Source organism: Chromobacterium sp. IRSSSOUMB001 (assembly GCF_023507765.1).
Classification (GTDB): domain Bacteria; phylum Pseudomonadota; class Gammaproteobacteria; order Burkholderiales; family Chromobacteriaceae; genus Chromobacterium; species Chromobacterium haemolyticum.
This window is the reverse complement of the sequence record NZ_JALCYU010000012.1, coordinates 1-21,400: the sequence shown is the minus strand read 5'-3', so window position 1 is coordinate 21,400 and position 21,400 is coordinate 1. Positions and strand designations below refer to the sequence as shown.

The window sequence follows — 21,400 nt, the reverse complement described above, 5'->3', positions numbered from 1 at the left end:
GGGCGGGTTCTGCCTTTAGATGGGGAGCCGGCTGCCGGCCTTGACTTCGCGCAGCGCCAGGCTGGAATGGATGGAGTGCAGGCCCGGCGTGCGGCGCAACACGGTTTCGATGAAGTCGCTATACGCGTCCAGATTGGGCGAGACGACTTGCAGCAGGTAGTCGGCATCGCCGGTGATTTTGTGGCAGGACAGCACTTCCGGGCGCTCCCGCATCTGATCTTCAAAGCGGTTGGGGGCGTCATCGGCGTGTTCTCCGAAGCTGAGCCGGACGAAGGCCAGTACGTCGTAGCCCAGTTTGCGGCGGTCCAGATTGGCCTGATAGTCCTTGATGTAGCCGGCTTCCTCCAGCCGTTTCAGGCGGCGCCAGCACGGAGTTACGCTGAGGGATAGCCGCTCGGCCAGCTTGGGATTGGACATGGCGCCATCCTGTTGCAATAGCCTTAGAAGAGTTAGATCCGTTTCATCTAGTGAATTTCTGAGTCTGTTCATGCTTAATTGTCGCCAATATCGTTGATTTCTTGCTCCAGATTAGCGCCTAAGGCGGCGTAAAAGCAAAACTATTCCAGTGGCCGCGGCGCATACTGGGTCTTCCCTTATTTATTCGAAAAGCAAGCAAAGGAGGGCTGACGATGCTGACAATTTACAGTGACGCGCACCATCTGCATCACGGTTGCGAGTTGAAGGATGGGGTGTTGATGCCTTGTTTTGAGCAACCGGGGCGGGCGGACACTATCTTGGCGCGCGTGAGGGCGACTGGGTTGGGCCCGGTGGCCGCGCCGGGCGAATACGACAGCGCGCGCTACGCCCGGGTTCACAGCCCGCGCTACGTTCGTTTTTTGGAGCGGGCCTGGGATGAGTGGACAGCAAGCGGACGCAGCCATGACGCGCTGCCGTTGATTTGGCCGGTGCGCGATCTGCGCGGCGATATCGAGCCGGAGTTTATCGACGGTAAATTGGGTTTTTACGCGATGGACGCCGGGGTGGCGATCACTGCGGGAACCTGGAAAGCGGTGCGCGCCAGTGCCGACGTGGCCTTGACCGGAATGGATGCTTTACTGGCAGGCGAGAGAAGCGCCTTCGCCTTGTGCAGACCGCCCGGCCACCACGCGGCGGCCGAGTATATGGGCGGCTATTGCTATCTGAACAATGCGGCGATCGCCGCGCAGTCCTGCCTGGACGGCGGCGCCGGCAAGGTGGCTTTGCTGGATGTGGATTACCATCACGGCAACGGCGGGCAGAGCATTTTCTACCAGCGCGACGACGTAATGTTCCTATCCCTGCACGGCGATCCCAAATATTCCTATCCGTATTTTTCCGGCCATCGCGACGAAACCGGGGCGGGTTCCGGCCTGGGCTTCAATCACAATTACCCGCTGCCGCATGGCACCGGTTGGCCGGCCTACAGCGAAGCCTTGAACCATGCTTGCGGTCGGATAGCCGCCTATGCGCCGGATGCGCTGGTGGTCTCGCTGGGCGTGGACACCTTCAAGGATGATCCGATCAGTCAGTTCCGTCTGGAGAGCGAGGACTTCCTGCGTTTGGGGGCGCGCATAGCCGAGCTGGGTTTGCCGACCTTGTTTGTGATGGAGGGGGGCTATATGGTGGACGACATCGGCGTCAACGCGGTGAATGTGCTGACGGGCTTCCTGGCGGGCGGTGTTGGTGTTTGACCAGGGTCAGTCCGGCTGCGAATAAAGCGCTGGACGGGCTGTCGGCAAGCCGAGCTTGTGAAAAAAATGTAAAAAGCATAGAGTGGCGGGTGTAAAATTGCTTACACCCGACAACTTCAGAGTTATTTCTCATGAAAAGCGGTCATTCCGACTCCGCGGATCGAAGTCCCAACGCGTTTTATCAGCATTTTTCGCCTCATATATCCTTGGCGGGCGACAAGCGCCAGACCAAATGGCGGCTCAGCGCCCGGCAAGAGGAAGTTTTGCTGCATGCGGCGCTGATCGCTTGTATCGCATTGGTGGCGCTGTTTGCTTACCTGCGCCACTAAGAACCTGTTTACTATCTGCTGCGCTGCGGCGATACGGCGTTGAAACCGGTTTCGAAATGCTCATGTACCACTCGAGAGCGTAAACACGTTCTAAGCACCTGCCCAGCATCTTGCGAGCAAAGCCTGCGCCGTCGATGCGCAGCAGACTGTAAATTAGGCTTTAAGCCGGCTGCGGCTGTTCCGCGTGGTGAATCTCGCGGCGCAGCTGCTTCAGCGTAGGCGTCACGATGGCGATGAAGCTGGCCTCGCGCAGACGGCGTTGCGCCGGGCTCGACAGCAAGTAGCCGGCGGCGCCAGCGTGCAGTTGGGCCGACATCGCCGCGCGCAGGCACAGTTCGCTAACCTCGGCGCGCAGCCGCAACACCCGCGGCGGAGCGGCCTGGCCCGCCTCCGCCAGCGGCGCCAGCGTTTTTGCCTCGCGCCACAGCGCGGCCAGTTCCGCCGCCAAATCCTCATAAGAATGATCCAACCAGCGGTTTTGCTCGCCGTCGCGTAGGTTGGCGGCCTGGATGTCGTCCAGACAACCCTGCACGATGCCCAGGCCTACCGCCGCTTGAGCCAGTACGAAGCCGGGGCGCACGCGGCGGATGAAGCCGACGAAGGCCGCCGGTTCTGCCAGTACGCGTTCCGAAGGAACCAATACCTGATCCAGTTTCACGCACAAGGTGCGAGTGCCGCTCATGCCGGCGATTGGCGGGCCGGCGTTCAACCGTACCCCTGGGGCATCGCAGTCTGCGAGGAAAACCAGTTTGCCGCCGTCGGAGCAGCTTGCCGCCGCGACGAACAGATGGCCGGCGCCTAGGTTGGACACCCACGGCAGTTCTCCGCTGATCCGATAACCCTGGGGGCAGAGCTCGGCGCGCAAGCGCATAGCTTCCAGGCCGGCAAGGTGTTTGATGGCGTTGGACAGGCCGGGGCCGCCCAGCCGGCGGCCGGCGGCCAGCTCGGACAGCGTCGCGCTCAACTCCTCCCGCGGCGCGGCATGGCGCAGCAAGTAGACGCAAGCGCTTTGACACCAGGCGAGGAAGGCGGTGCTGCCGCACGCCGCGCCCACCTCGGAGATTGAGGCCATCAGCGTGGCCAGGCCCAGGCCGCTGCCGCCTTGCTCGGCGGGCAACAGGGCGGCGTAGGCGCCGTCCTCGCCCAGGCCGCGCAGCATGGCTTGGGGGTAGAGCGCTTGTTGGTCGATGGCGGCCGCCTGCGGCGCCAACTGTTGACGCACGCGCTGATCAATGCGGCGAAGCAGGGCTAAGGATTCGGCTTGATGCATGGCGCTGGGCAAGGGTAGTTGAAGAATCAGCGGCATTCTGGGCGCGATGGCCGTCGCTGTCCATGCCTACAGCATGGCGTCTGTGCGTATGGATCGCGCGCTCGGGCGGAACTTGGCGGCGTTTCATGGCTCTATTCTGCTTGCCCGTCCCCTGTTTTTATTCACACCGTTCCCGCCGCGCCTATGGCGCGGGAAATCAATATCGCGGAACGGGGAAAGGTTCCAATGAGAGCATCTCCCACCCTTACCCTTGGTCTGCTGCTGGCCATGCTGGGCCTGGCAGGCCCCAGCCTGGCGCTGGACCTGAATCTCAAACCGGCTCCGACCGAAGCGCCCAGCCCCGCGGCCAAGCCGCCGCCGGGCTGGAGCCAGGGGTATGACAGCAAGCGCTTCAGCTATCCGCCGTCCGAACAAACCCGCAGGCTGGCGGACCAAGCGCTGCGCAGCAAGCAAGAGCCCAAGACGCCGGTGGACTGCCAAAGCCATCCCGGCTATGCCTATTGCCAGCCCAAGGGCGCCGAGCGCGCCTACGCCTCCGCGCCGCCCCAGCCCATGGGCAGCGCAAAGCACTGCGACCAGGACCCCTATGCGCCGCAGTGCGCGGACAGCGCGTTGCAGCTGCACACCCGCAACAGCAATTGCGCGCCGGACGATAGAAACTGCCAGGGGCTGGGTCTCAGCCTCAAGTGGGGCGACTGAGCCGAGGCCCAGGGCTGGACGAGGCCCGGCAAGCGGGTAAACTGCCGGGCATTGATTCCATTGAGTGGCCGGCATGCGCATCCTCCACACCTCGGACTGGCACCTGGGCCAGCATTTCATCGGCAAAACCCGCCTGGCGGAGCATCAGGCCTTCATTCATTGGCTGCTGGAGCAGGCGGAAAGCCACCAGGCCGACGCCGTGCTGGTGGCCGGAGACATTTTCGACACCGGCGCGCCGCCCAGCTACGCGCGCGAACTGTACAACGGCCTGATCGCCCAGGCTCACCGTGCCGGCGTGCAACTGGTGCTGTTGGGCGGCAACCACGACTCCGTGGCCACGCTGGCGGAAAGCCGCGCGCTGCTGTCCTATCTGTCCGCTTGCGTGGTGCCGGCCCTGAGCGAAGACCCTGCAGAACAAGTGTTGATCCTCAAACGCCGAGACGGCGAACCGGGCGCGTTGCTGTGCGCGCTGCCCTATATCCGCCCGCGCGACGTGTTGCGCAGCCAGGCGGGCCAGAGCGCGGAGCAAAAGCAGCAATCCTTGCAGGACGCCATCCGAGAACGCTACCAGCAGGTGTACGAGCAGGCGCTCCGCCTGCGCGAGCGGCTGGGCCGGCCGCTACCCATTATTGCCAGCGGCCATCTGACCACGGTGGGCGCCAGCGCCAGCGAATCCGTTCGCGAGATCTACGTTGGCGCGCTGGAGGCCTTCCCCAGCAACGCCTTCCCGCCGGCCGACTACATCGCCCTCGGCCATATCCACCGGCCGCAGAAAGTGGGCGGCCACGAACACATTCGTTACAGCGGCTCCCCCATCCCGCTGAGTTTCGACGAAGCCGGCCAGGGCAAGGAGGTGCTCTTGGTGGAGCTGGACGCCCAGGGCTTGTGCGGCGTCACGCCGCTGGAGGTGCCTTGCTTCCAACCCTTGCGCTCGGTGCGCGGCAGCCTGGCCCAGCTGCCGGCGCTGTTGGCCGAGGCGGCTGAAGCCGGCTCCGCCGAACGGCCGGTGTGGCTGGAAGTCGTGGTCAGCGCCGACGACTACCTGAGCGATCTGGCCGCCCGCGCGCAGGCGATGTGCGCGGAACTGCCGCTGGAGCTGTTGCGCGTGCGGCGCGAGCGCGGGCAGTCCGCCTCAGGGCTAGCCTCGACCGCCGGCGAAACCCTGGCAGAGCTGACGCCGCTGGACGTGTTCGAGCGCCGGCTGGCGCTGGAAACGCTGGAGCCGCCGTTACAGGAGCAATTGCGCTTGCGCTACCGCGAAATCCTGGCCTCGCTGCAGGAGGAACAGGCATGAAAATCTTGACCCTGCGCCTGAAAAACCTCAATTCGCTGCAAGGAGAGTGGAAGCTGGACTTCAGCGCCGAACCCTTCGCCGGCAGCGGGCTGTTCGCCATCACCGGCCCCACAGGCGCCGGCAAATCCACATTGCTGGACGCCATCTGCCTGGCGCTTTACCACAAGACGCCGCGGCTGGACGCCGTGACCCAGGGCAGCAACGACATCATGAGCCGGCACACCGCGGACTGCCTGGCGGAGGTGGAGTTCGAAGTCAAAGGCCGGCGTTACCGCGCCTTCTGGAGTCAGCGCCGCGCGCGCGACAAGCCGGACGGCGCGCTGCAAGCGCCCAAGGTGGAGCTGGCGGAAGCCGACGGCGAGATCCTCAGCAGCCAGGTGGCGGACAAGCTCAAGCGCATCGAAGCCATCACCGGGCTGGATTACGAGCGCTTCACCAAATCCATGCTGTTGGCGCAAGGCGGCTTTGCCGCCTTCCTCAATGCCGACGCCAATGCGCGGGCCGAATTGCTGGAGGAACTGACCGGCAGCGAAATCTACGGGGTGATCTCGCAGCAGGTGTTTGAACGCGCCCGCGATGCCCGTCAAACCCTGGAGCAATGGCAGGCGCGCGCCGACGGGGTGGAACTGTTGGCGCCGGAGCAGCGTGAGGAAATGGAAGCGAGGCTGGCCGAGCTTGGCGCGGCCTCGCGTCAGGCGCAGGCGGATTGGGAATTGGCGCGCAAGCAGTGGCAGTGGCGCGAAGCTCTTGAGCAGGCGCGGCGTCAGAGCGCGAAAGCCGACGGCGAATGGCGGGAAGCCTGCGAGCGAGAAGCGCAGGCGGAGCCGGAGCTGGCGCGTTTGCGTGGCGACGAACCGGCGCGGCGCATCCAGCCGCAGTGGCGCGAAATGGAACAGGCGCGGGCGGAACTGCGGCGTCTGGAGGCGGAGGGCCAGGCGCTGCGGCAAGAACAAGCGGCGTTGAACACGGGCTGGCAGGCCGGCCACTGGCGAGCCTTGAGCCTGGCCCGTCGGTTGGAGCGGACTGAAGGCGCGCGTCTGGACGCGCTCAAGGCCGTGGCGGATGAGCAAGAGGCGGCCGCCCGGCGTCTGGGGCATCACGCTCGTTTGGGCGAACTGCTGGAACGCTGGCGCGCCGGCTTCGAACAACAGGAACGGTTGCGCCAACAGCGCGACGGCTGCGCCGCGCGCATTGCGGAATTGGACGCGCAAACACTGCGTCAGCGGCGGGACCTGGCGGCCTTGAGCGCGGAAGTCGAGGCGCAGGAGCGGCGAGGCCTCGAGGCTGCCGACCAGCTGCGGCGGGCGGAAGAGAACGGGCGCGCGGCGCTGGACGGCCGCAGCCTGGCCGAATGGCGCGAGCAATGGCAGCTCACGCTGCGGCAAACCACGGTTTTGCGCGGCCTGGCGACGTTGGCCGCCGAACTGAAGCCGCTGGAAGCGCGGCTGGCCGGCCGGCGCGAGGAGAGGGCGGCGCTGGAAGCCGAACATGCCCGCCATGACGCGGACTTGCAGCGGCTGCGCGCCGATTATCGACAGGCGCAGGAGCAAGCGGCGGACAAACGGCGGTTGCTGGAACAGGAACGGCGCATTCTCAGCCTGGAGCAGCACCGGGCCGCTTTGCGGCCGGGCGAACCCTGCCCGCTGTGCGGCGCCAGCGAGCACCCGGCGGTGGCTGCTTATCAGTCCTTGGACATCGGCGCCGCCGAGGCGGCTTTGAACGCCAAGGAGGCCGCGCTTGAAGCCCTGCGCGAACAAGGCGAGCAGGCCGCGGCGCAACTAGCGCGAGACGAAGCGCGGCTGCGGCAGTTGAATGAATCGACGGAACAGGAGCAAGCGCGCCGCGAGCGTTTGGCTGAGCAATGGCTGAGCGAGGGCGCGCCCTGGGGGCTGACGGACGGGGACTGGAGCGGGCCCAGGCTGGAACAAGCCAGCCAGGATGCCGAGCGGCTGCAACAGCGGCAGGAAAGCGCGCTGCGCGCCGCGGAACAGGCGGAAACGGCGCTGGAACAGGCGCGCGGGGACGCGCGGCGTCAGAGCGAGGCCGTCCAGGCGCTGAGCCAGCAGCGGGCGTTGCAACAACAAGGTCTGCAGAATCTGGAACAAAGCCTGCAAACGCTGCGGGGCGAGCTTGCGCAGCGCGAGGCCGAGTTGCGGGAACTGGCCGATGGGCGCGACGCCGACATCGCCGCCGCGGGGTTTGTTGCGCCGGAATCCGGACGGGAGGCGGGCTGGCTGGAACAGCGCGCCGCCGACTGGCAAGCCTGGAAGGATTTGGAGCAGGCTCGCCGGCAAGGGGAGGCAGACGCAAAGGCCCAGGCCGCCGCGCATCGGTTGGCCGGCGAACGCGTTGCGGATTGGGAGGCGCGTTGGCGGAAGCTGGAGCTGCCGGACGGCGCGCCCTTGCCGGACGATGCCGACGTCGAGGCCGCTTGGCTGGCCGCCGTCGCGGATTGCGAGGAGCTGGCGCGGAGCTTGGCCCGGAACCGGGGTGTGCTGGAGCGGATGGAAAGCGACGCCGTGCGCCAACGGCAACGCGCGGAGGAGGCGGAGCAGGCTTGGGGCAGGACCTTGGACGCCAGCCCGTTTGCGGACGCCGCCGCCTTCCTGGCGGCGGCCTTGCCGGAGGAGGAGCGCGAGCGTTTGGGCGCATTGAGCCGACAACTGGGACAGGAGCGGCTGCGCGCTGCGGCGTTGCGGCAGCAGGCAGCGGAACGGCTGGAAACGCTGGAGCGGGAAAACGTTTCAGACCAGCCAGAGCCGGAGCTGCGCCAGCGAATGGAGGCGCTGGACGCCGAGCGGCAACGCCTGGCCGGTGAGGACGGAGCCCTGCGCGCCTTGCTGAACAACGACGCCGTGCGCCGCGAAGGCCAGCGAGAGTTGTTTGCCCGCATCGACGGCCTGCGCGACGAGGCGGATGTCTGGCAGCGGCTGAACGGCTTGATCGGCTCCGCCGCCGGCGACAAATACCGCCGCTTCGCTCAAGGCCTGACGCTGGAGCATTTGGTGGCGCTGGCCAACCACCATTTGAGCCGGCTGCACGGCCGCTATTGGCTGCGCCGCCGCGCAGACGGCGAGTTGGAGCTGGAAATTGTAGACAGCTGGCAGGCCGACGTGGCGCGGGACACCCGTACCCTCTCCGGCGGGGAAAGTTTCCTGGTCAGCCTGGCGCTGGCACTGGCGCTATCCGACCTGGCCAGTCACAAAACCTCGATCGATTCCCTGTTTCTGGACGAAGGCTTCGGCACCCTGGACGGCGAAACGCTGGAACTGGCGCTGGACGCCTTGGACGCGCTCAACGCCGGCGGCAAGACCATAGGCGTGATCAGCCATGTGGAGGCGCTGAAGGAGCGCATCCCGGTGCAGATCCGGGTCAGCCGCGCGGGCGGCGCCGGTTGCTCCGTACTGGCGGTAAGCGGCTGAGAACCCGTTCATGGTCTGCTTCGCGTAGAACGCCTTGCCTCGCTCTTGCCCGCAAGAGCATAAAGGCGTTCTATTGGGCAGATTCAGCCGGCGGCGAAGTCGGAGAGGGCGGCGCCGTCCATCCGGTAGCGCACCCATTCCGCCTGCGGCTTGGCGCCGATGGACAGGTAGAAATCGATAGCCGGCTGGTTCCAGTCCAGCACGCTCCATTCAAAGCGGCCGCAGCCTTGCTCCACCGCCAGCTGTGCCAGGCGGCGCAGCATCAGCTTGCCGGCGCCGCCGCCGCGCTGCAGCGGCGAAATATACAGATCCTCCAGGTACAGCCCCTTCTTGGCTTGCCAGGTGGAGTAGCTGAAGAAGTAGACGGCGTAGCCGGCCGGCTCGCCGTCCACTTCGCAGATCAACGCCCGCGCCGGGCTGTCCGCGCCAAACAGACTGGCGACGATGCCGGCCTCGGTGGCGGCAACCTGATCGCCGGCGCGTTCGTAAACGGCCAGCTCCTTGATAAAGCGCAGAATCAGCCCGGCGTCTTGGGCCTGGGCGGGACGGATGTGGATGGACATGGGCGGGGCCTGAATCGTAGTGAACGGATAAGCCGCTATACTACGGCCAAGACAAAATGCATGTGCTGCATTGTTTTCAATTCATGATGAACATATTGCATTCCGATCTGCGCCGTTTGGATCTCAACCTGCTGCTGGTCTTCGACGCGCTGCTGCGCCAGCGCTCGGTCAGCGCCGCCGCCGACGAACTGGCGATGAGCCCGTCCGCGTTCAGCCACGCGCTGGCGCGGCTGCGGGCCGCCTTGGGCGACGATCTCTTCGTCCGCATCGGCAATGCGATGCAGCCCACGGCCTACGCCGAGCGGCTGGCCGGCGCGGTGAGCGCCGCGCTGGAAACGCTGTCGCAAGGGCTGGCTCAGGCCGGCGGTTTTCAGCCGGAACGCAGCGAGCGCGCCTTCGTGATGGCGGTGACCGACTACACCGCCTTCGCGGTGATGCCGCGCCTGCTGGCGGGTTTGCAGCGGGCCGCGCCGCGGCTGCGATTCAAGCTGGTGCACTCGCGCGGCCGCGAGTCCGCCGAGGATCTGGCCGCTGGACGCATCGACTTCGCCCTGGGCTATGTAGAAGACATCGCGGAACCCGCTGCCGGGATCGAAAGCTTCGATTGGCTGGAGGACCGCTACGTGGCCATCGTCAGCCGCGCCCACCCCGACATTCGCGGCAGCCTCAGCCTGGAGCAATACCTGGCGGCGCGCCACGTGGTGGTGATGCCGTGGGGCGAAACCCGCGGCGGCATCGATCGGGCGCTGGAGCGGCGGGGCCTGCGCCGCGACGTGGCGCTGCAACTGCCGTCGGTGCTGGCCGCGCCTTTCATCATCGCGGAGTCAGACTGGGTCATGACCCTGCCGCGGCTGGCGGCTGAGGCCTTGAGCCAGGCCGCGCCCATCGTCGTCCACCCCGCGCCTTTCGATATTCCGTCCTACACCCTCAAGGTCTATAGTCACGCCCGGCACGGCCGCAGCGCCGCCCATGATTGGCTGCGCGCGCAATTGCGCGCCTGCGCGCCCTTGCTCCAGGACTAGCCGATCCTCGTCGCCTTGATATCGGTCATAGCCTTTCCCATGAGGGAAAACCCCCTGGGCGCAATGACAGGCGCGGCGACGGCCGGGCCCGGAATGCGCTTATCATGTGGCTTCAACCATGCGCGGCCGGGACGGGCCCTTGCCCGGGGCGGCTGCGCCAGGAGAAGCCGATGCAAGCAGAATGGAGCGGCCTGGACCGCTATTACACCGCGGCGCTGCAGGTAGAGGACAGCGCCTTGAACAGCGCCTTGTCGGCCAACGCCGCCGCCGGCCTGCCGGCGCAGGACGTGTCGCCGCTGCAAGGGCGCTTTCTGCACATCCTGGCGCGCCTGATGCGGGCGCGGCGGGTGCTGGAGATCGGCACCCTGGGCGGCTACAGCACCATCTGGCTGGCGCGGGCGCTGCCGGCCGACGGCCGGGTGGTGACGCTGGAGGCCAACCCCGCGCACGCGGACACGGCGCGGGCTAATCTGGCCGCCGCCGGCGTGGCGGAGAAGGTTGAGCTGCGCGAAGGGCCGGCGCTGGACAGCCTGCCGCTGCTGGCCGGGGGCGAACCCTTCGACCTGATCTTCATCGACGCCGACAAGCCCAATAATCCGGCTTATCTGGAGTGGGCCTTGAAGCTGGCGCGGCCCGGCGCCGCCATCGTCGGCGACAATGTGGCGCGCGGCGGCGCGGTGGCCAATGTGGTCAGCCAGGACCCCAGCGTGCGCGGCGTACGCCGTTTCCTGGAAGACATGGGCGCCGAGCCGCGGCTGACCGCAACCGCGCTGCAGACGGTAGGCGTCAAGGGTTGGGACGGGTTTTCCATCGCCATCGTCAATGAAATGGCCTGAGAACCTGTTTACGATCTGCCGCGCCTCGTGAGACGTGACACGGCGAGTACCCCTTCGAAATGCTCATGTACCGTGTGTACACTCCGCTTTCTCAGCGGTTTTCGCCTTGTCTCACCTTAGCTCGCAAGATCGTAAACACGTTCTGAGCGCCGGCTCGCGGGAAGGCAAACCGGCGGCCTTGCTCAAGAGCAGGCGGAATCCAGCGCCGGTTGCGCGGCGGTCTCCTCCGGCTGCGCCTGGCCGGCTCCGCGCAGGAACAGCGCCACCACCAGCGCGCTGAGCACGGTCAGGACGGACAGCACCGTCAACAGCCGCTGGAAAGCGGCTGCGTAGCTCAGGCTCAAGGTTTCCGGCGACAGGCCGGGCAACAGCTCGCCGGCGGCGGACAGCTTGCCCAAGGCGCCTTGGCTGGCGGCCGCGGCCAGAGTCTGCGGCTCCACCGTGGACACAGCGGCCAGCCGCTGTTGCAGCAGCGCCGCCAGCAGCGCGCCCACCAGGGCCAGCGCAATGCCTTCGCCCGCCACCCGCGTGGTGCTGAAAATCCCGGCGGCCATGCCGGCGCGCTCCTTGGGCACCACGCTGACAGCCAGGCCATCCATCAGGCCCCAGGGCAGACTGATGCCCACGCCTATCAGCAACAAGGGCCACAGCGTCTGCTGCAACGCGGACAGTTGCGGGTAACGGCTGAGCCACCACAGCCCCAGCGCGCACAGCAGCAAGCCGCCGGCGGACAAAGCCGCGGCAGAAAACCAGCGCGTCAGCCAGGCCGCGCACAACGGTAGCGCCAGCATGGGCGCGGACAAGGCCAGCATCACCCGCCCGGCCTCCGCCTCGCTAACGCCTTCTGCGGCCACCAGGCGCAGAGGCAACAGCACCAGCAGCACTACAAAGGCGTAAGCCGGCGCGGCGGCCAGACATTGAACGCCGACAAAGCGCGGATAACGGAACAGGCTCAGGTCCAGCATCGGACGCGTCGCGCGCCTCTCCAGCGCCACGAACAGCCAGAACGCCGCCGCGGCCCCCAAGAGCAGGCCGATCACCAGCGGGCTGTTCCAACCCCGCTCCGGCGCGGCCAGCGCGCCGTAAGTCAGCAGGCTCAGCGCCAGCGTGAAGCTGAGCGCGCCCGGCCAATCCAGGCCGGCGGCCTGCGGATCGCGCGATTCGCGCATGCAATAGGCTGCCAGGCCCAGGGCGAGCAGACCCACCAAGCCGGCCAACGCGAAAATGGCGCGCCAGCCCAAGGCCTGAATCAGAAGCCCGCACAGCAAGGGGCCGAAGGCCAGGCCGATGCCGAAGGTGGTGCCTATCAGGCTGAAAGCCCGCGTGCGCGCCGCGCCGGCGAAGCTTTGCGCCAGCGCCGCCAGGCCGCTGGCGAAGGACAGCGCCGCGCCCAGGCCCTGGGCCGCGCGCAGCAAGTCCAGCCACAGCAGGCTGCCGACCAGGAACAAGCCCAGCGAGGACAGCGAGAACAAGCCGATGCCCAGCAGAAACACACGCTTGCGGCCGTATTGATCCGCCAGCGCGCCGGCCGCCATCAGGCTGCCGCCGAAGGTGAGCATGAAGGCGTTGGTGACCCAGGTCAGCGCCTGAGCGCTGCCGCCCAGTTCGCGGCCTATCGCCGTCAGCGCCAACGCCGGGCCGGTGAAGCTGAGCGGCATGGTCAGCGCGGCCAGGCACACGGCGGCCAGGGTGAGAAGCTTGGCGCCCTGGGAGGACGCCGGTTTGGAAAGCTGCATGAGTTCGCCTTTTCAAAGAGTGGGGCAAGCGCCCGCGCGGCATGGCGCCGGCGGGCGGATGTGGATGGTCATTGGGCGAACACATGATAATTTGGCGGCAATTGACGAAAAATAGGGGATGTGTCCAAATTAAGCGGACAAAAACTCTTTAATTGAGGCGCTTCATGGATAGTTTGAGCGGCCTGGCCGCCTTTGTGCGCGCCGCCGAGGCGCAAAGTTTCGTCGGCGCCGGCCGTGCGCTGGGCGTGTCCTCGTCCGCCGTGGGCAAGAGCGTGGCGCGGCTGGAGGAGAAACTGGGGGTGCGGCTGTTTCAGCGCAGCACTCGCCACGTGCGGCTGACGGCGGAGGGCGAGCTGTTCTACGAACGCTGCCGCCGCATCCTGGACGACATCGACGACGCCGAGGCCGAACTGGCGCAAAGCCGCGCCACGCCGCGCGGCAAGCTGCGGGTCAGCCTGCCGGTGGTGGGCTACCGCATGCTGCTGCCCATCCTGCCGGACTTCATGCAGCGCTATCCGGAAGTGGAGCTGGACCTGGATTTTTCCGACCGCATGGTGGACGTGATAGAAGAGGGCTGGGACGCGGTGGTGCGCAGCGGCCCGCTGGCGGACTCCCGGCTGATGGCGCGGCCGCTGGGGCCGTTCCGCCTGCTGGTGGTGGCCTCGCCCGGCTATCTGCGCGAGCGCGGCACGCCGCAAAGTCCGGAGGAGCTGGCCCAGCACGCCTGTCTGCGTTACCGCTTTCCCAGCACCGGCAAGCTGCAAGCCTGGGCGCTGGACGGCGCGCCGGCCGGCCAGGATTGGCCGCCCAGCAGCGCCATGAGCTGCAACAATATCGAGGCGCTGATCTGCGCCGCCAGCCAGGACCAGGGCCTGGCTTACCTGCCGGACTTCATCGTGCGCGACGCGCTGGCCGCCGGCCGGCTGCAAACCGTGCTGGAGCCTTATCTGGGCCAGACCGGCATGTTCCATGTGCTGTGGCCGTCCAGCCGCCAGCTGTCGCCCAAGCTGCGCGTCTTCGTGGATTTTCTGTGCCAACGGATGTTCGCGCCGGCAGGCGGGGCCGCGTGAGGGCCGCCTACTCGCCGCGCTGACGGCGGAACGCCCACCAGCCGGCCAGCAGGCTGAAGCTGGCCACCAGCAGCACCAGCACCCAGAAACCGTGCGGGTGATTGGCCAAGGGCACGCCGCCCACATTCATGCCAAAGAAGCCGGCGACGATATTGATGGGCAGCGCCAGCACCGTGACCAGGGTCAGCGTGAACAGGGTGCGGTTGCTTTGCTCGTTCAGGCGCGCGGCCAGCTCCTCCTGTAAGAGCTTGATGCGCTCCACCAGCGCCGCCAGATCGTTGAGCGTCAACGCGAACTCCTCCGACGACTGGCGCAGCGCCTGCGCGTCGGCGGCGTCCAGCCAGGCCGGCGGCCGGTTCAGCAGCCGGAACAGCGCGCTGGGCTCCGGCGCCAGCAGGCGTTGCAAGCGCACCAAGGAGCGGCGCATCGCCGCAAGCTGCGCGCGCTGGTCGTCCAGCCTTTGCGCCAGCAGCCGGTCCTCCAGCACATCCACCTGCGCGCCGCTGGCGCGCACAATGCCGGCCAGCGCGTCAGCCTGGTTCTGCAGCAAGTGCACCAGCAAGGCCGCCGGCGAACGGAAGGCCGCGCCGCCGCGCACCGCCGCGCGCAGCCGGTCCACCGAGTGCAGCGGCTTGACCCGCGCGGTGATCAGCACCCGCGGCTGCGCATGCGCCCACAGGGTGGCGATGTCCGACGAGGCCAGGCCAAAGCTGAAGGCCACATCGTTGATCACCGCCAGCAAGGCCTGATCCAGCAACTCGATGCGGGTGGAGTTGGAGCCGCCGCGCAGCGCCTCGAAGAAATCCTCCTGCAGCGGCAAGGCCGCGCGCAGCCAGCGCTCGCTGGCGGCATTGGCCAGATTGAAATGCAGCCACAGAAAGGCGTCGCCGTCCGGCGGCGCGCGCAGCCAGGCCTGAGCCTGGGCGGAATCAATCTCCGCGCCGGCGCCGTCCGGATGAAAACAAAAACCGCAGATCAGCCCGGCCTGGTCCGAGCCGTATTGTTGCTGTGCGATGGGGTGGTTCATGGCGCGCGGCCGACATGGTGGGATACGGTACAGCTTAGGCGCGGCGGATGACGGAATGGTGACGGTGAGATGAAGGGGCCGGCGCATGCGCGCTGACGAGCGAGGCTCAGTATTTGAAATACATCACGCCGAATGCACCGGGGTCGTCTGGTTTGCGTTTGGTTTGCTTGGCTAGGTCTATTTTTTCTGGATTATTTAGACCTAAAGTTTTAAATATGTTCTTGGATGCCTGGGCAAATATGAGGAATTTTTTGCCATAGACATATGTGAATGCTCCAAAGAACATGTAAAATCCGATGGAAAGGTAAAGATATCCTGCTTCAAGGAAGATGTATTTTTCTTGGCTAGGGGATATGAATTCGAATAATATGAAAGTTGCTGGAATTAGAATGGTTAGAAGGAATGTGACCGAGTAAAGCCACCATTTTATGATGTTCTTTATGTGTGCGTGCTTGCCTCTTGTGCAGTGGGGGTAAAGTGAAATGACTCTGTCCTTGGGGCGGGCTATCGCCACGATTTCAAAGTAATCCTCTTGCTGAGTTCCAATAAGCTCAACTTCATCTCCATTTTGGAATGGACTAAACCATACCCAACCTTTGGCGGGTTGCCCATTGATTTTCATCTCAACGTAGTCGGCCTGCTCGCGTAAGTTGGCTGCATCCCTGGCGGTGCTAGCTGCCATGCCGGCGGCTCCAGCCAGAGCTCCTGCAATGGCAGACAAACCCATGATGTTACGGTCATGGTCGGTAAAGAAAAAGTTGGCCATCTCTCGCGTTTTTTTGTAGCGGGAAATCTTGCCGCTGATTTTGCTTAGCTCTGTTGTTGGTGCAAGAGGCGCTAAGCTGTCGGGTGATGACGAGGTCATGCCTGGGGCTTAGTAGTTGAAATACATCACGCCGAATGCGCCAGGATCGCCTGGCTTGCGTTTTGTGCGTTTGGGTAGGTCGATGTGGTCAGGGTCTTGTAGGTCCATCACTTTAAAAATACGTGTTGCTGCATGTACATACATCATAAATTTTTTCCCTGTAACATACGCGTACGCCCCAAAAATGGCATAAACTGCTGCACATACATAAATGTAATCGAAATCTATTAAACTAAAAATTTCGTCTTTACCAGAAATTAAATCAAAAAAACCAAAAACAACAGGGGCTAATATTGCAACCAAAAAAGATACTGACAGAAACCACCATTTGAATACGGTTTTGATATGTGCAGTTTTGCCACGGGAACAGTGTGGGTACAGTGCGATAACTTTGTCTTTGGGGCGGGTCACTGCGATTATTTCAAAATAATCATTCTGCTGTGTGCCAATAATCTCTACTTCATCACCATCTTTAAATGGGCTGAACCATACCCAGCCTTTGGCTAGTTGTCCATTGATCTTCATTTCGATGTAGTCTGCTTGTTCTCTTAGATTGGCTGCGTCGCGTGCTGTGCTCGCAGCAATGCCTGCCGCACCTGCAAGAGCCCCAGCTATAGCGGACAAACCCATTATGCTGCGATCGCGGTCAGTGAAAAAAAAATTGGCCATTTCTCTAGATTTTTTGTAGTGAGTAATGCGGCCTTTTATTTTTTCTAGATTAGTGTTTTGACTAGATTCTATTGTGCTGATCATGTGTATGGTGCTCCTATTCTTTTTCTGCGGAGGTGGATTTTTCCATTATTTTTTTCAAGGAATTTGTGAGGTCGTTAATGTTGCTTGGGGCTTTGGAGTTTTTGTGATCAACGCCAAATGGTGTTTGACTAATCCATATCTGTAGATCGTCGTCCTCTACTGCCAATATTATGCCTTGTAATATAAAAATGGTGAGAGATATCCAGCTGCCTGCCGTCATGAAAATAATTCTAGTTGCTAATATGGCCGTGGCGCGTGCACCTATTGCTGCAGCAGTGTCGGCAATAACAACATTGCTACTTACTCTCATGATAAGTGGGGCGGCATATGTGAATGTACTTAGGCCTGCTACAGTCAGGCCGGCAAGTCCAGCAATTGCTTTCACTCGGTAGAGATTCACAACTAAAGACTGTCCCTTAGATTTAGCAGTGTCAATTGCGATATAGTCTTGATAAGCCCCAATCCCATTCGACGCAGCCATCAACAAGCCGCCCATCAGTTTCAGGCGCTGTATGCTGCGGGCTTGTTCTCCACCCTGCATGACCTTGCTCAGGGGCAGGCTCATCATATCGATGGCCTGGGCTGTCAAGGCCATGGCGGAGGCGGCCAGGCTGGCGTATAGTGCGCCGTCCTTCTCGTTTTGCAGCAACAAGCGTCCCAGGTAGACGCCTTCTATCATCATCACCAACAAGGTCAGGCGGGCGTCCTTGACCACGGACAGATGATCTTTCGGTTTGTCCGCTCGCAGCTTATTGTAGGCCTGCTGCAGTTTGGCTCCCTGAGTCCGACGGTATTCCGCTTCTTTGCGCAATACTTTTTGCAAGCGTTTGTTCCTGGTGCGTTGGCTTGGCTCTTTTTTCCTGTTGAGGTCCGCGCGTTGGCGGAAATCCGCATATTCGGCGGCCACCAAGGCCTTGATGTCGGCGGTACTGACCAGCGCGCGGCTGGCCAACACCATTTGCAACAGCTTTTCGCCCAGATAGATTTCCGCCTTGTCCAGCTTCAAGGCGGCGCCGGCGCGGCCGGCGGCTGGAGCGAAGGCTTTGACGATGGCGTTGCCGGCGGTGACGATCACGTGGTCTATCTGCCCGGTGCGCGCGGTTTTGAGACTGACGCCGAAGACGGTGTCGCCCTGCGGGCTGGCCGCGGCGATGTTGGCCTGGTACAAGGCGGAGTTTTCCTTGTACATGTCCAGCAGCTTCTGGAAATAGTTCTTGGTGGTTTCTATGGTGCGCACCGCCGCGTCGCTGTACGGCGTGTCCTGGTTCTGCTTGGCGTCCTTTAGCGCGGCTTTCAGCTCGGTTTCAATTTTCTTCTGGTTGAGCGCCAGCGCGCGGTAAAGCACGTTGTTGCGCGCTATCGCCACGTCCTTGGCCCAGGCTTCCAGCTTGGCCTGGCCGCTGGCGGTGACGTTGATGCCGCTGATGGCGTGGCCGATGACGGCTTCAAATTCGATGCCGTCCTTGGGGTCTGCGTCGTGGTAGTCCTCCAGCGTATCCAGGAACAAGGGCGCTTGCAGCCAGCGCAGCAGGACGCCCACGGTTTTGTTCTGGCGCTCGCGGATGGCGGCGTCCAGCTCGTTTTGGAATTTCTGGAAGTTGGACAGGCGGTCCGGGTCTATTTTCTTGCGGTATTTGGGCCAGCTGCGGTCGCCGGCCTGCTCGATATTGTTGTCGTAGTTTTCGCCGCGTTTGGAGCGGAAGGCGGCCACCTTGGCCTTGAGCGCGGCGATCTGCTGGCTGCGCTGTGGCTCCGGGATGCGGCGTACATCAATGGCGTCCAGCTCATTGGGCGCGATAACGGCCGGGATTTGCCAGCCGGCCCATTGGTCCAGCAGGTCGCACACTTCCAGGCGCTGGCGTTTCAGCACCGGGTCTTGCAGTTTGGCGATGGCGGCGCGGCGCTGGGCCATGACGGCCGGGTTGTACCAGGTGGCGGTGTCGCGCCGCATCATGTCGTCCTGGAATTTCTCCTGTCCCTCCTGGGCCTGGGCGCTCAGCGATTTCCGAATGTTTTCCAATGCCTGGATCGTGTGCAACTGGAAGCCGCGTTCCTCGGCGAACAAGAGCGCCAGGCCGGCGCTGTCGTTGACATAGCCGTTGAGTTCCTGGGCGGTGCCGATGGCGTCCCACAGCGCCAGGATGTGCGGGGTGTTGTTGCCGCCGCTTTTCTTGGCGCGCGCCTGCATGAATTGCAGGCTTTCCTCGGCCTTGCCGCGGCGCGCGTGGATGGGGTAGCGCGCGTAGTTTTTGTCCACCCGGGCCTTGTCGTAGCTGCCGTCTTCCTTGCTGAAGGCCTCGGTCTTGGGGTTGTAGGCCAGTTGGGCGGGCTGGTAGCCGGGGTGGTATTCCATCACCGCTTCGATCGCGGCCTTGCTGGCGGTGGTGCCGTGGGCGTTGGAGCTGCCGGCGGCCATGGCCTTGGGGTCTATCGCCTGCATGCGGGCGGCGCGCAGCTTGGCGTCCTGGGCGTAGCGCCGCAGGGTCAGGTCGCTCCATTTGTATTCGCTGAAGGCAATCCAGGCCGGGCCGCATTTTTCCGGCTGTTCGATGATCAGGTGGTGCAGCCGGCTATTGCTGTGGCCGGAGGTGCTGCAAACCACGCTTTCCCCGGCCGCTTTCGCCGCCTTGGGCGAGGGCTGTTTCAGCAGGACGCCGTCTTCGGTGACGCTATAGCATTCCCATAGATTGAAGCCGCGCGCGTGCTTGGAATAAAACAGGTAGACGAAGCCGGCGCGCAGGGTGCGCAGCGCGTAATGGAAGTCCGCGTCCAGCGCGATGTCTTTGACCTTGTCGGCACAGGCCCAGGCGGGCAGGGCGGCTTTCACCGTTTTGGGCACCGGCGCGTAGCGTACCGGCATGATGGGCAGGCCGCTGGCCTGACAGGCTTTACACAGTTGGCTCATGATTTGCTGTGGTCCGGGATATGGGGTGCGTGATGTCGGCCGCGTTCAGGCGCCGGCGGCGATGGCCGCCCAGTCCGCTTCGCTGAGCGAATCCGTCAGCCCGCTGTAAAAGTCGTCCGCAGCGCGCCCCGCCAGCAGCGCTTGCACGCGGGGGTGCAGGTAGAAGCGGGGGTGGACGGTGACGGCGTGCAGGGCGAAGCGGGACAAGTCCTCGTCGTCGTCAAAGCCCAGCGCGCCGGCATGGCGCAAGGCGGCGAAGGCGTGCAGACGCGCGGTTTCCAGCTTGTCCGCGTCGCATTCCGGCGCTTGTTCGCGCCAGGCCAGCAGCGCGCGGTTGAGCGAGCCGATGCGGGCGATGTCTTCCCACAAGCCGGGTTCCCAGCGCGAGGGCAGGCGCGGCGCGCGAGCGGCTTGTTGCGCCGGCTCCAGGCAAACGAGTTCGCCGGCCGGGTCTAGCAGCCACCAGCGGCTGACCGAGCCCAATAGGCCGCGCTGCTGCGCGGTGTTCAACAGCGGCCACAGCGCCCAGCTCACCGCCGGGTCGTGCAGGCGCAATAGATGGGTTTCGCCATTGGGCGTGCGGCGTATCATCTGCCGGCCGATATGGGCGGCCGCCAGTTTGGCGGAGCCGGCGATTTCCAGCCAGCCGGCCACGAGCCGACCTTGTCCTTGCGCCAGCGCGTCCGGCTCGGCTTCAGCCAGCGCTTGGGCGATGCTGTCGGCCAACGCCGGCGCGCCGGCGGTCAGCGGCAGCCAGGCGGGCTGGCGCGCCGGGTCCAGTTGCGGGTGTTTCAGCGGCACGGGCAGGCCTTGCTGCCGGACTTGAGCGTCCAGTTCGGCCTCAGCTCCCGCCAGCGGGCGGCTGGGCGCGTCCAGGGCCAACAGCAGTTGCGCGCCGGCCTGCTGGCGGGCTTGCAGCTGCCGCAGAATGGCGGCGTGTTGATTGGATGTTTGCATGGCTCAGCCCAGGCGCACGGTGGCAGATTGGGTGGCGGCAGCGCTGTCCAGCGCTTGCTCGCAGCCTTTGTTGAACTTGGGCAAGGGCGCGTTCAGGCTGGTGGGGCCGCTGAGCTTGTGGCTGGCGCCTTTCACCGTCACGGTGCCGGGGCAGTGCACTTCGATGTCGCCGCCCTTGAGCCGGATGTAGCCGCCGCCGGCGGTGACCAGGATTTCCTCCTTGGCGGTGATGACGATGCGCTCCTTGCAGGAGGTGATGGTCACGTCCTTGTCCGCGGTCACTTCGATAGTGTCGCTTTGCGCCTGCATCTGGATTTTGCCCTTGGCGGCAATCAGCTTCAGCGCGATCTTGTCTTGCAGGCCGGTGACGAACAGGCTGATCTTGTCGCCGACATTGTGGATCCAGCGCCGGCCGGAAGTTTGGTTAGTGTCGCGCTGCGCCACCAGGTCCAGATTGGTTTCCGCTGCCAGGGTATGGCTCTGTTGGCTTAGGCTGGCGATGCCGGCCGGCGCGGATAGGATGAGCAGGGGCTGGCGGCCGGAGATGTCCTGGCCGGTCTTGCCTTCCTTGTCGGTATTGGTTTCCGCCTCCCAGGCTTTCAGCGCCGCTTGCTGGTGCTGCAGGTGGCCGATCAGCTGCTTGCCTTCCCGCTTATTGTCGTCGCCTATGCCTTCCGGCCCGGTTTCCATAGTGTCCGCCTGCTGGCCAGTGGCGGTGTCGGCCAGGCTTTGGCTCAGGGCCAGGGCCGCGTCCAGCTGGCTTTGCGCTTGTTCGCGCGCCAGTTGTTTGCCGGACGCGCCGTTCTGCGCTTCGGTGCTCAGCAGCAGGCCGTGGCCGGCGCGGATGGCGCCGTGGCTGTCGGTTCTGAGTTCGAAGCCGTCGCCGCGCGGCTCGGCCTTGCCGTTGCTGCGCTGGTGGGTGAGGAAGCCCTGGTTGAGCTGGGTCTTGCCCGGTTCGCTCGATAGTTTGGCTCTGACTTCG

General features: G+C 64.4%; 17 protein-coding genes. 7 read left to right on the top strand and 10 right to left on the bottom strand.

Features of this window, described 5'->3' with window-relative positions; all coding sequences use genetic code 11:
• Window positions 1-15 precede the first annotated feature (15 nt).
• Window positions 16-489, bottom strand: a complete 474-nt coding sequence (locus tag MOV80_RS16165) for an Lrp/AsnC family transcriptional regulator (RefSeq protein ID WP_039756537.1) — start codon at window positions 487-489, stop codon at window positions 16-18.
• A 140-nt stretch (window positions 490-629) separates the two neighbouring features.
• Between MOV80_RS16165 and MOV80_RS16160 the strand changes: the two genes are divergently transcribed.
• Window positions 630-1,670 carry a histone deacetylase family protein gene (locus tag MOV80_RS16160; RefSeq protein ID WP_118267504.1) on the top strand — a complete coding sequence of 347 codons (1,041 nt, stop codon included), beginning with the start codon at window positions 630-632 and terminating at the stop codon, window positions 1,668-1,670.
• Window positions 1,671-2,159: 489 nt separating this feature from the next.
• On the opposite strand, the gene MOV80_RS16155 is transcribed toward MOV80_RS16160, so the two are convergent.
• Window positions 2,160-3,305, bottom strand: coding sequence for an acyl-CoA dehydrogenase family protein (locus MOV80_RS16155; protein ID WP_118267506.1), 1,146 nt, complete (start codon window positions 3,303-3,305; stop codon window positions 2,160-2,162).
• 189 nt (window positions 3,306-3,494) lie between these two features.
• Here MOV80_RS16155 and MOV80_RS16150 point away from each other — a divergent pair, with 189 nt between their 5' ends.
• From MOV80_RS16150 to sbcC, 3 genes are all read left to right on the top strand, one after another.
• Complete coding sequence (locus MOV80_RS16150; RefSeq protein WP_141113088.1) at window positions 3,495-3,968, top strand: hypothetical protein; 474 nt, start codon at window positions 3,495-3,497, stop codon at window positions 3,966-3,968.
• A 73-nt stretch (window positions 3,969-4,041) separates the two neighbouring features.
• The gene (sbcD, locus tag MOV80_RS16145) at window positions 4,042-5,262 is read left to right on the top strand and encodes an exonuclease subunit SbcD (protein WP_118267509.1); all 1,221 of its coding nucleotides are present in this window, start codon (window positions 4,042-4,044) and stop codon (window positions 5,260-5,262) included.
• On the top strand, window positions 5,259-8,684 hold the full coding sequence (gene sbcC, locus MOV80_RS16140) for an exonuclease subunit SbcC (RefSeq protein ID WP_249605314.1): 3,426 nt from the start codon (window positions 5,259-5,261) through the stop codon (window positions 8,682-8,684). Before sbcD ends, sbcC begins: the two co-directional genes overlap by 4 nt.
• An 83-nt stretch (window positions 8,685-8,767) precedes the next feature.
• On the opposite strand, the gene MOV80_RS16135 is transcribed toward sbcC, so the two are convergent.
• Window positions 8,768-9,247, bottom strand: a complete 480-nt coding sequence (locus MOV80_RS16135) for a GNAT family N-acetyltransferase (protein WP_019104071.1) — start codon at window positions 9,245-9,247, stop codon at window positions 8,768-8,770.
• Between the two features lie 83 nt (window positions 9,248-9,330).
• On the opposite strand from MOV80_RS16135, the gene MOV80_RS16130 reads away from it, so the two are divergent.
• The gene (locus tag MOV80_RS16130) at window positions 9,331-10,269 is read left to right on the top strand and encodes a LysR family transcriptional regulator (protein ID WP_240333872.1); all 939 of its coding nucleotides are present in this window, start codon (window positions 9,331-9,333) and stop codon (window positions 10,267-10,269) included.
• A 170-nt stretch (window positions 10,270-10,439) separates the two neighbouring features.
• Window positions 10,440-11,105, top strand: a complete 666-nt coding sequence (locus MOV80_RS16125) for an O-methyltransferase (protein ID WP_118267513.1) — start codon at window positions 10,440-10,442, stop codon at window positions 11,103-11,105.
• A 182-nt stretch (window positions 11,106-11,287) separates the two neighbouring features.
• Here MOV80_RS16125 and MOV80_RS16120 read toward each other — a convergent pair whose 3' ends face one another.
• Window positions 11,288-12,841, bottom strand: coding sequence for an MFS transporter (locus MOV80_RS16120; RefSeq protein ID WP_249605313.1), 1,554 nt, complete (start codon window positions 12,839-12,841; stop codon window positions 11,288-11,290).
• Window positions 12,842-13,005: 164 nt separating this feature from the next.
• Here MOV80_RS16120 and MOV80_RS16115 point away from each other — a divergent pair, with 164 nt between their 5' ends.
• Window positions 13,006-13,911 (top strand): LysR family transcriptional regulator, encoded by a 906-nt coding sequence (locus MOV80_RS16115; protein WP_249605312.1) that lies wholly within the window; start codon window positions 13,006-13,008, stop codon window positions 13,909-13,911.
• Window positions 13,912-13,918: 7 nt separating this feature from the next.
• Here MOV80_RS16115 and MOV80_RS16110 read toward each other — a convergent pair whose 3' ends face one another.
• From MOV80_RS16110 to MOV80_RS16085, 6 genes are all read right to left on the bottom strand, one after another.
• A complete protein-coding gene (locus MOV80_RS16110) occupies window positions 13,919-14,938 on the bottom strand; it encodes a transporter (RefSeq protein WP_249605311.1) in 1,020 nt (339 codons plus the stop codon).
• Window positions 14,939-15,044: 106 nt separating this feature from the next.
• A complete protein-coding gene (locus MOV80_RS16105) occupies window positions 15,045-15,803 on the bottom strand; it encodes a putative type VI secretion system effector (RefSeq protein ID WP_146176102.1) in 759 nt (252 codons plus the stop codon).
• 9 nt (window positions 15,804-15,812) lie between these two features.
• Window positions 15,813-16,556 carry a putative type VI secretion system effector gene (locus MOV80_RS16100; RefSeq protein ID WP_146176103.1) on the bottom strand — a complete coding sequence of 248 codons (744 nt, stop codon included), beginning with the start codon at window positions 16,554-16,556 and terminating at the stop codon, window positions 15,813-15,815.
• 13 nt (window positions 16,557-16,569) lie between these two features.
• Window positions 16,570-19,461 (bottom strand): T6SS effector BTH_I2691 family protein, encoded by a 2,892-nt coding sequence (locus MOV80_RS16095; RefSeq protein ID WP_118267522.1) that lies wholly within the window; start codon window positions 19,459-19,461, stop codon window positions 16,570-16,572.
• Between the two features lie 45 nt (window positions 19,462-19,506).
• Window positions 19,507-20,418 (bottom strand): hypothetical protein, encoded by a 912-nt coding sequence (locus MOV80_RS16090; RefSeq protein ID WP_249605310.1) that lies wholly within the window; start codon window positions 20,416-20,418, stop codon window positions 19,507-19,509.
• 3 nt (window positions 20,419-20,421) lie between these two features.
• On the bottom strand, window positions 20,422-21,400 hold a 979-nt coding region (locus tag MOV80_RS16085; RefSeq protein WP_249605309.1), incomplete at its 5' end, for a type VI secretion system Vgr family protein.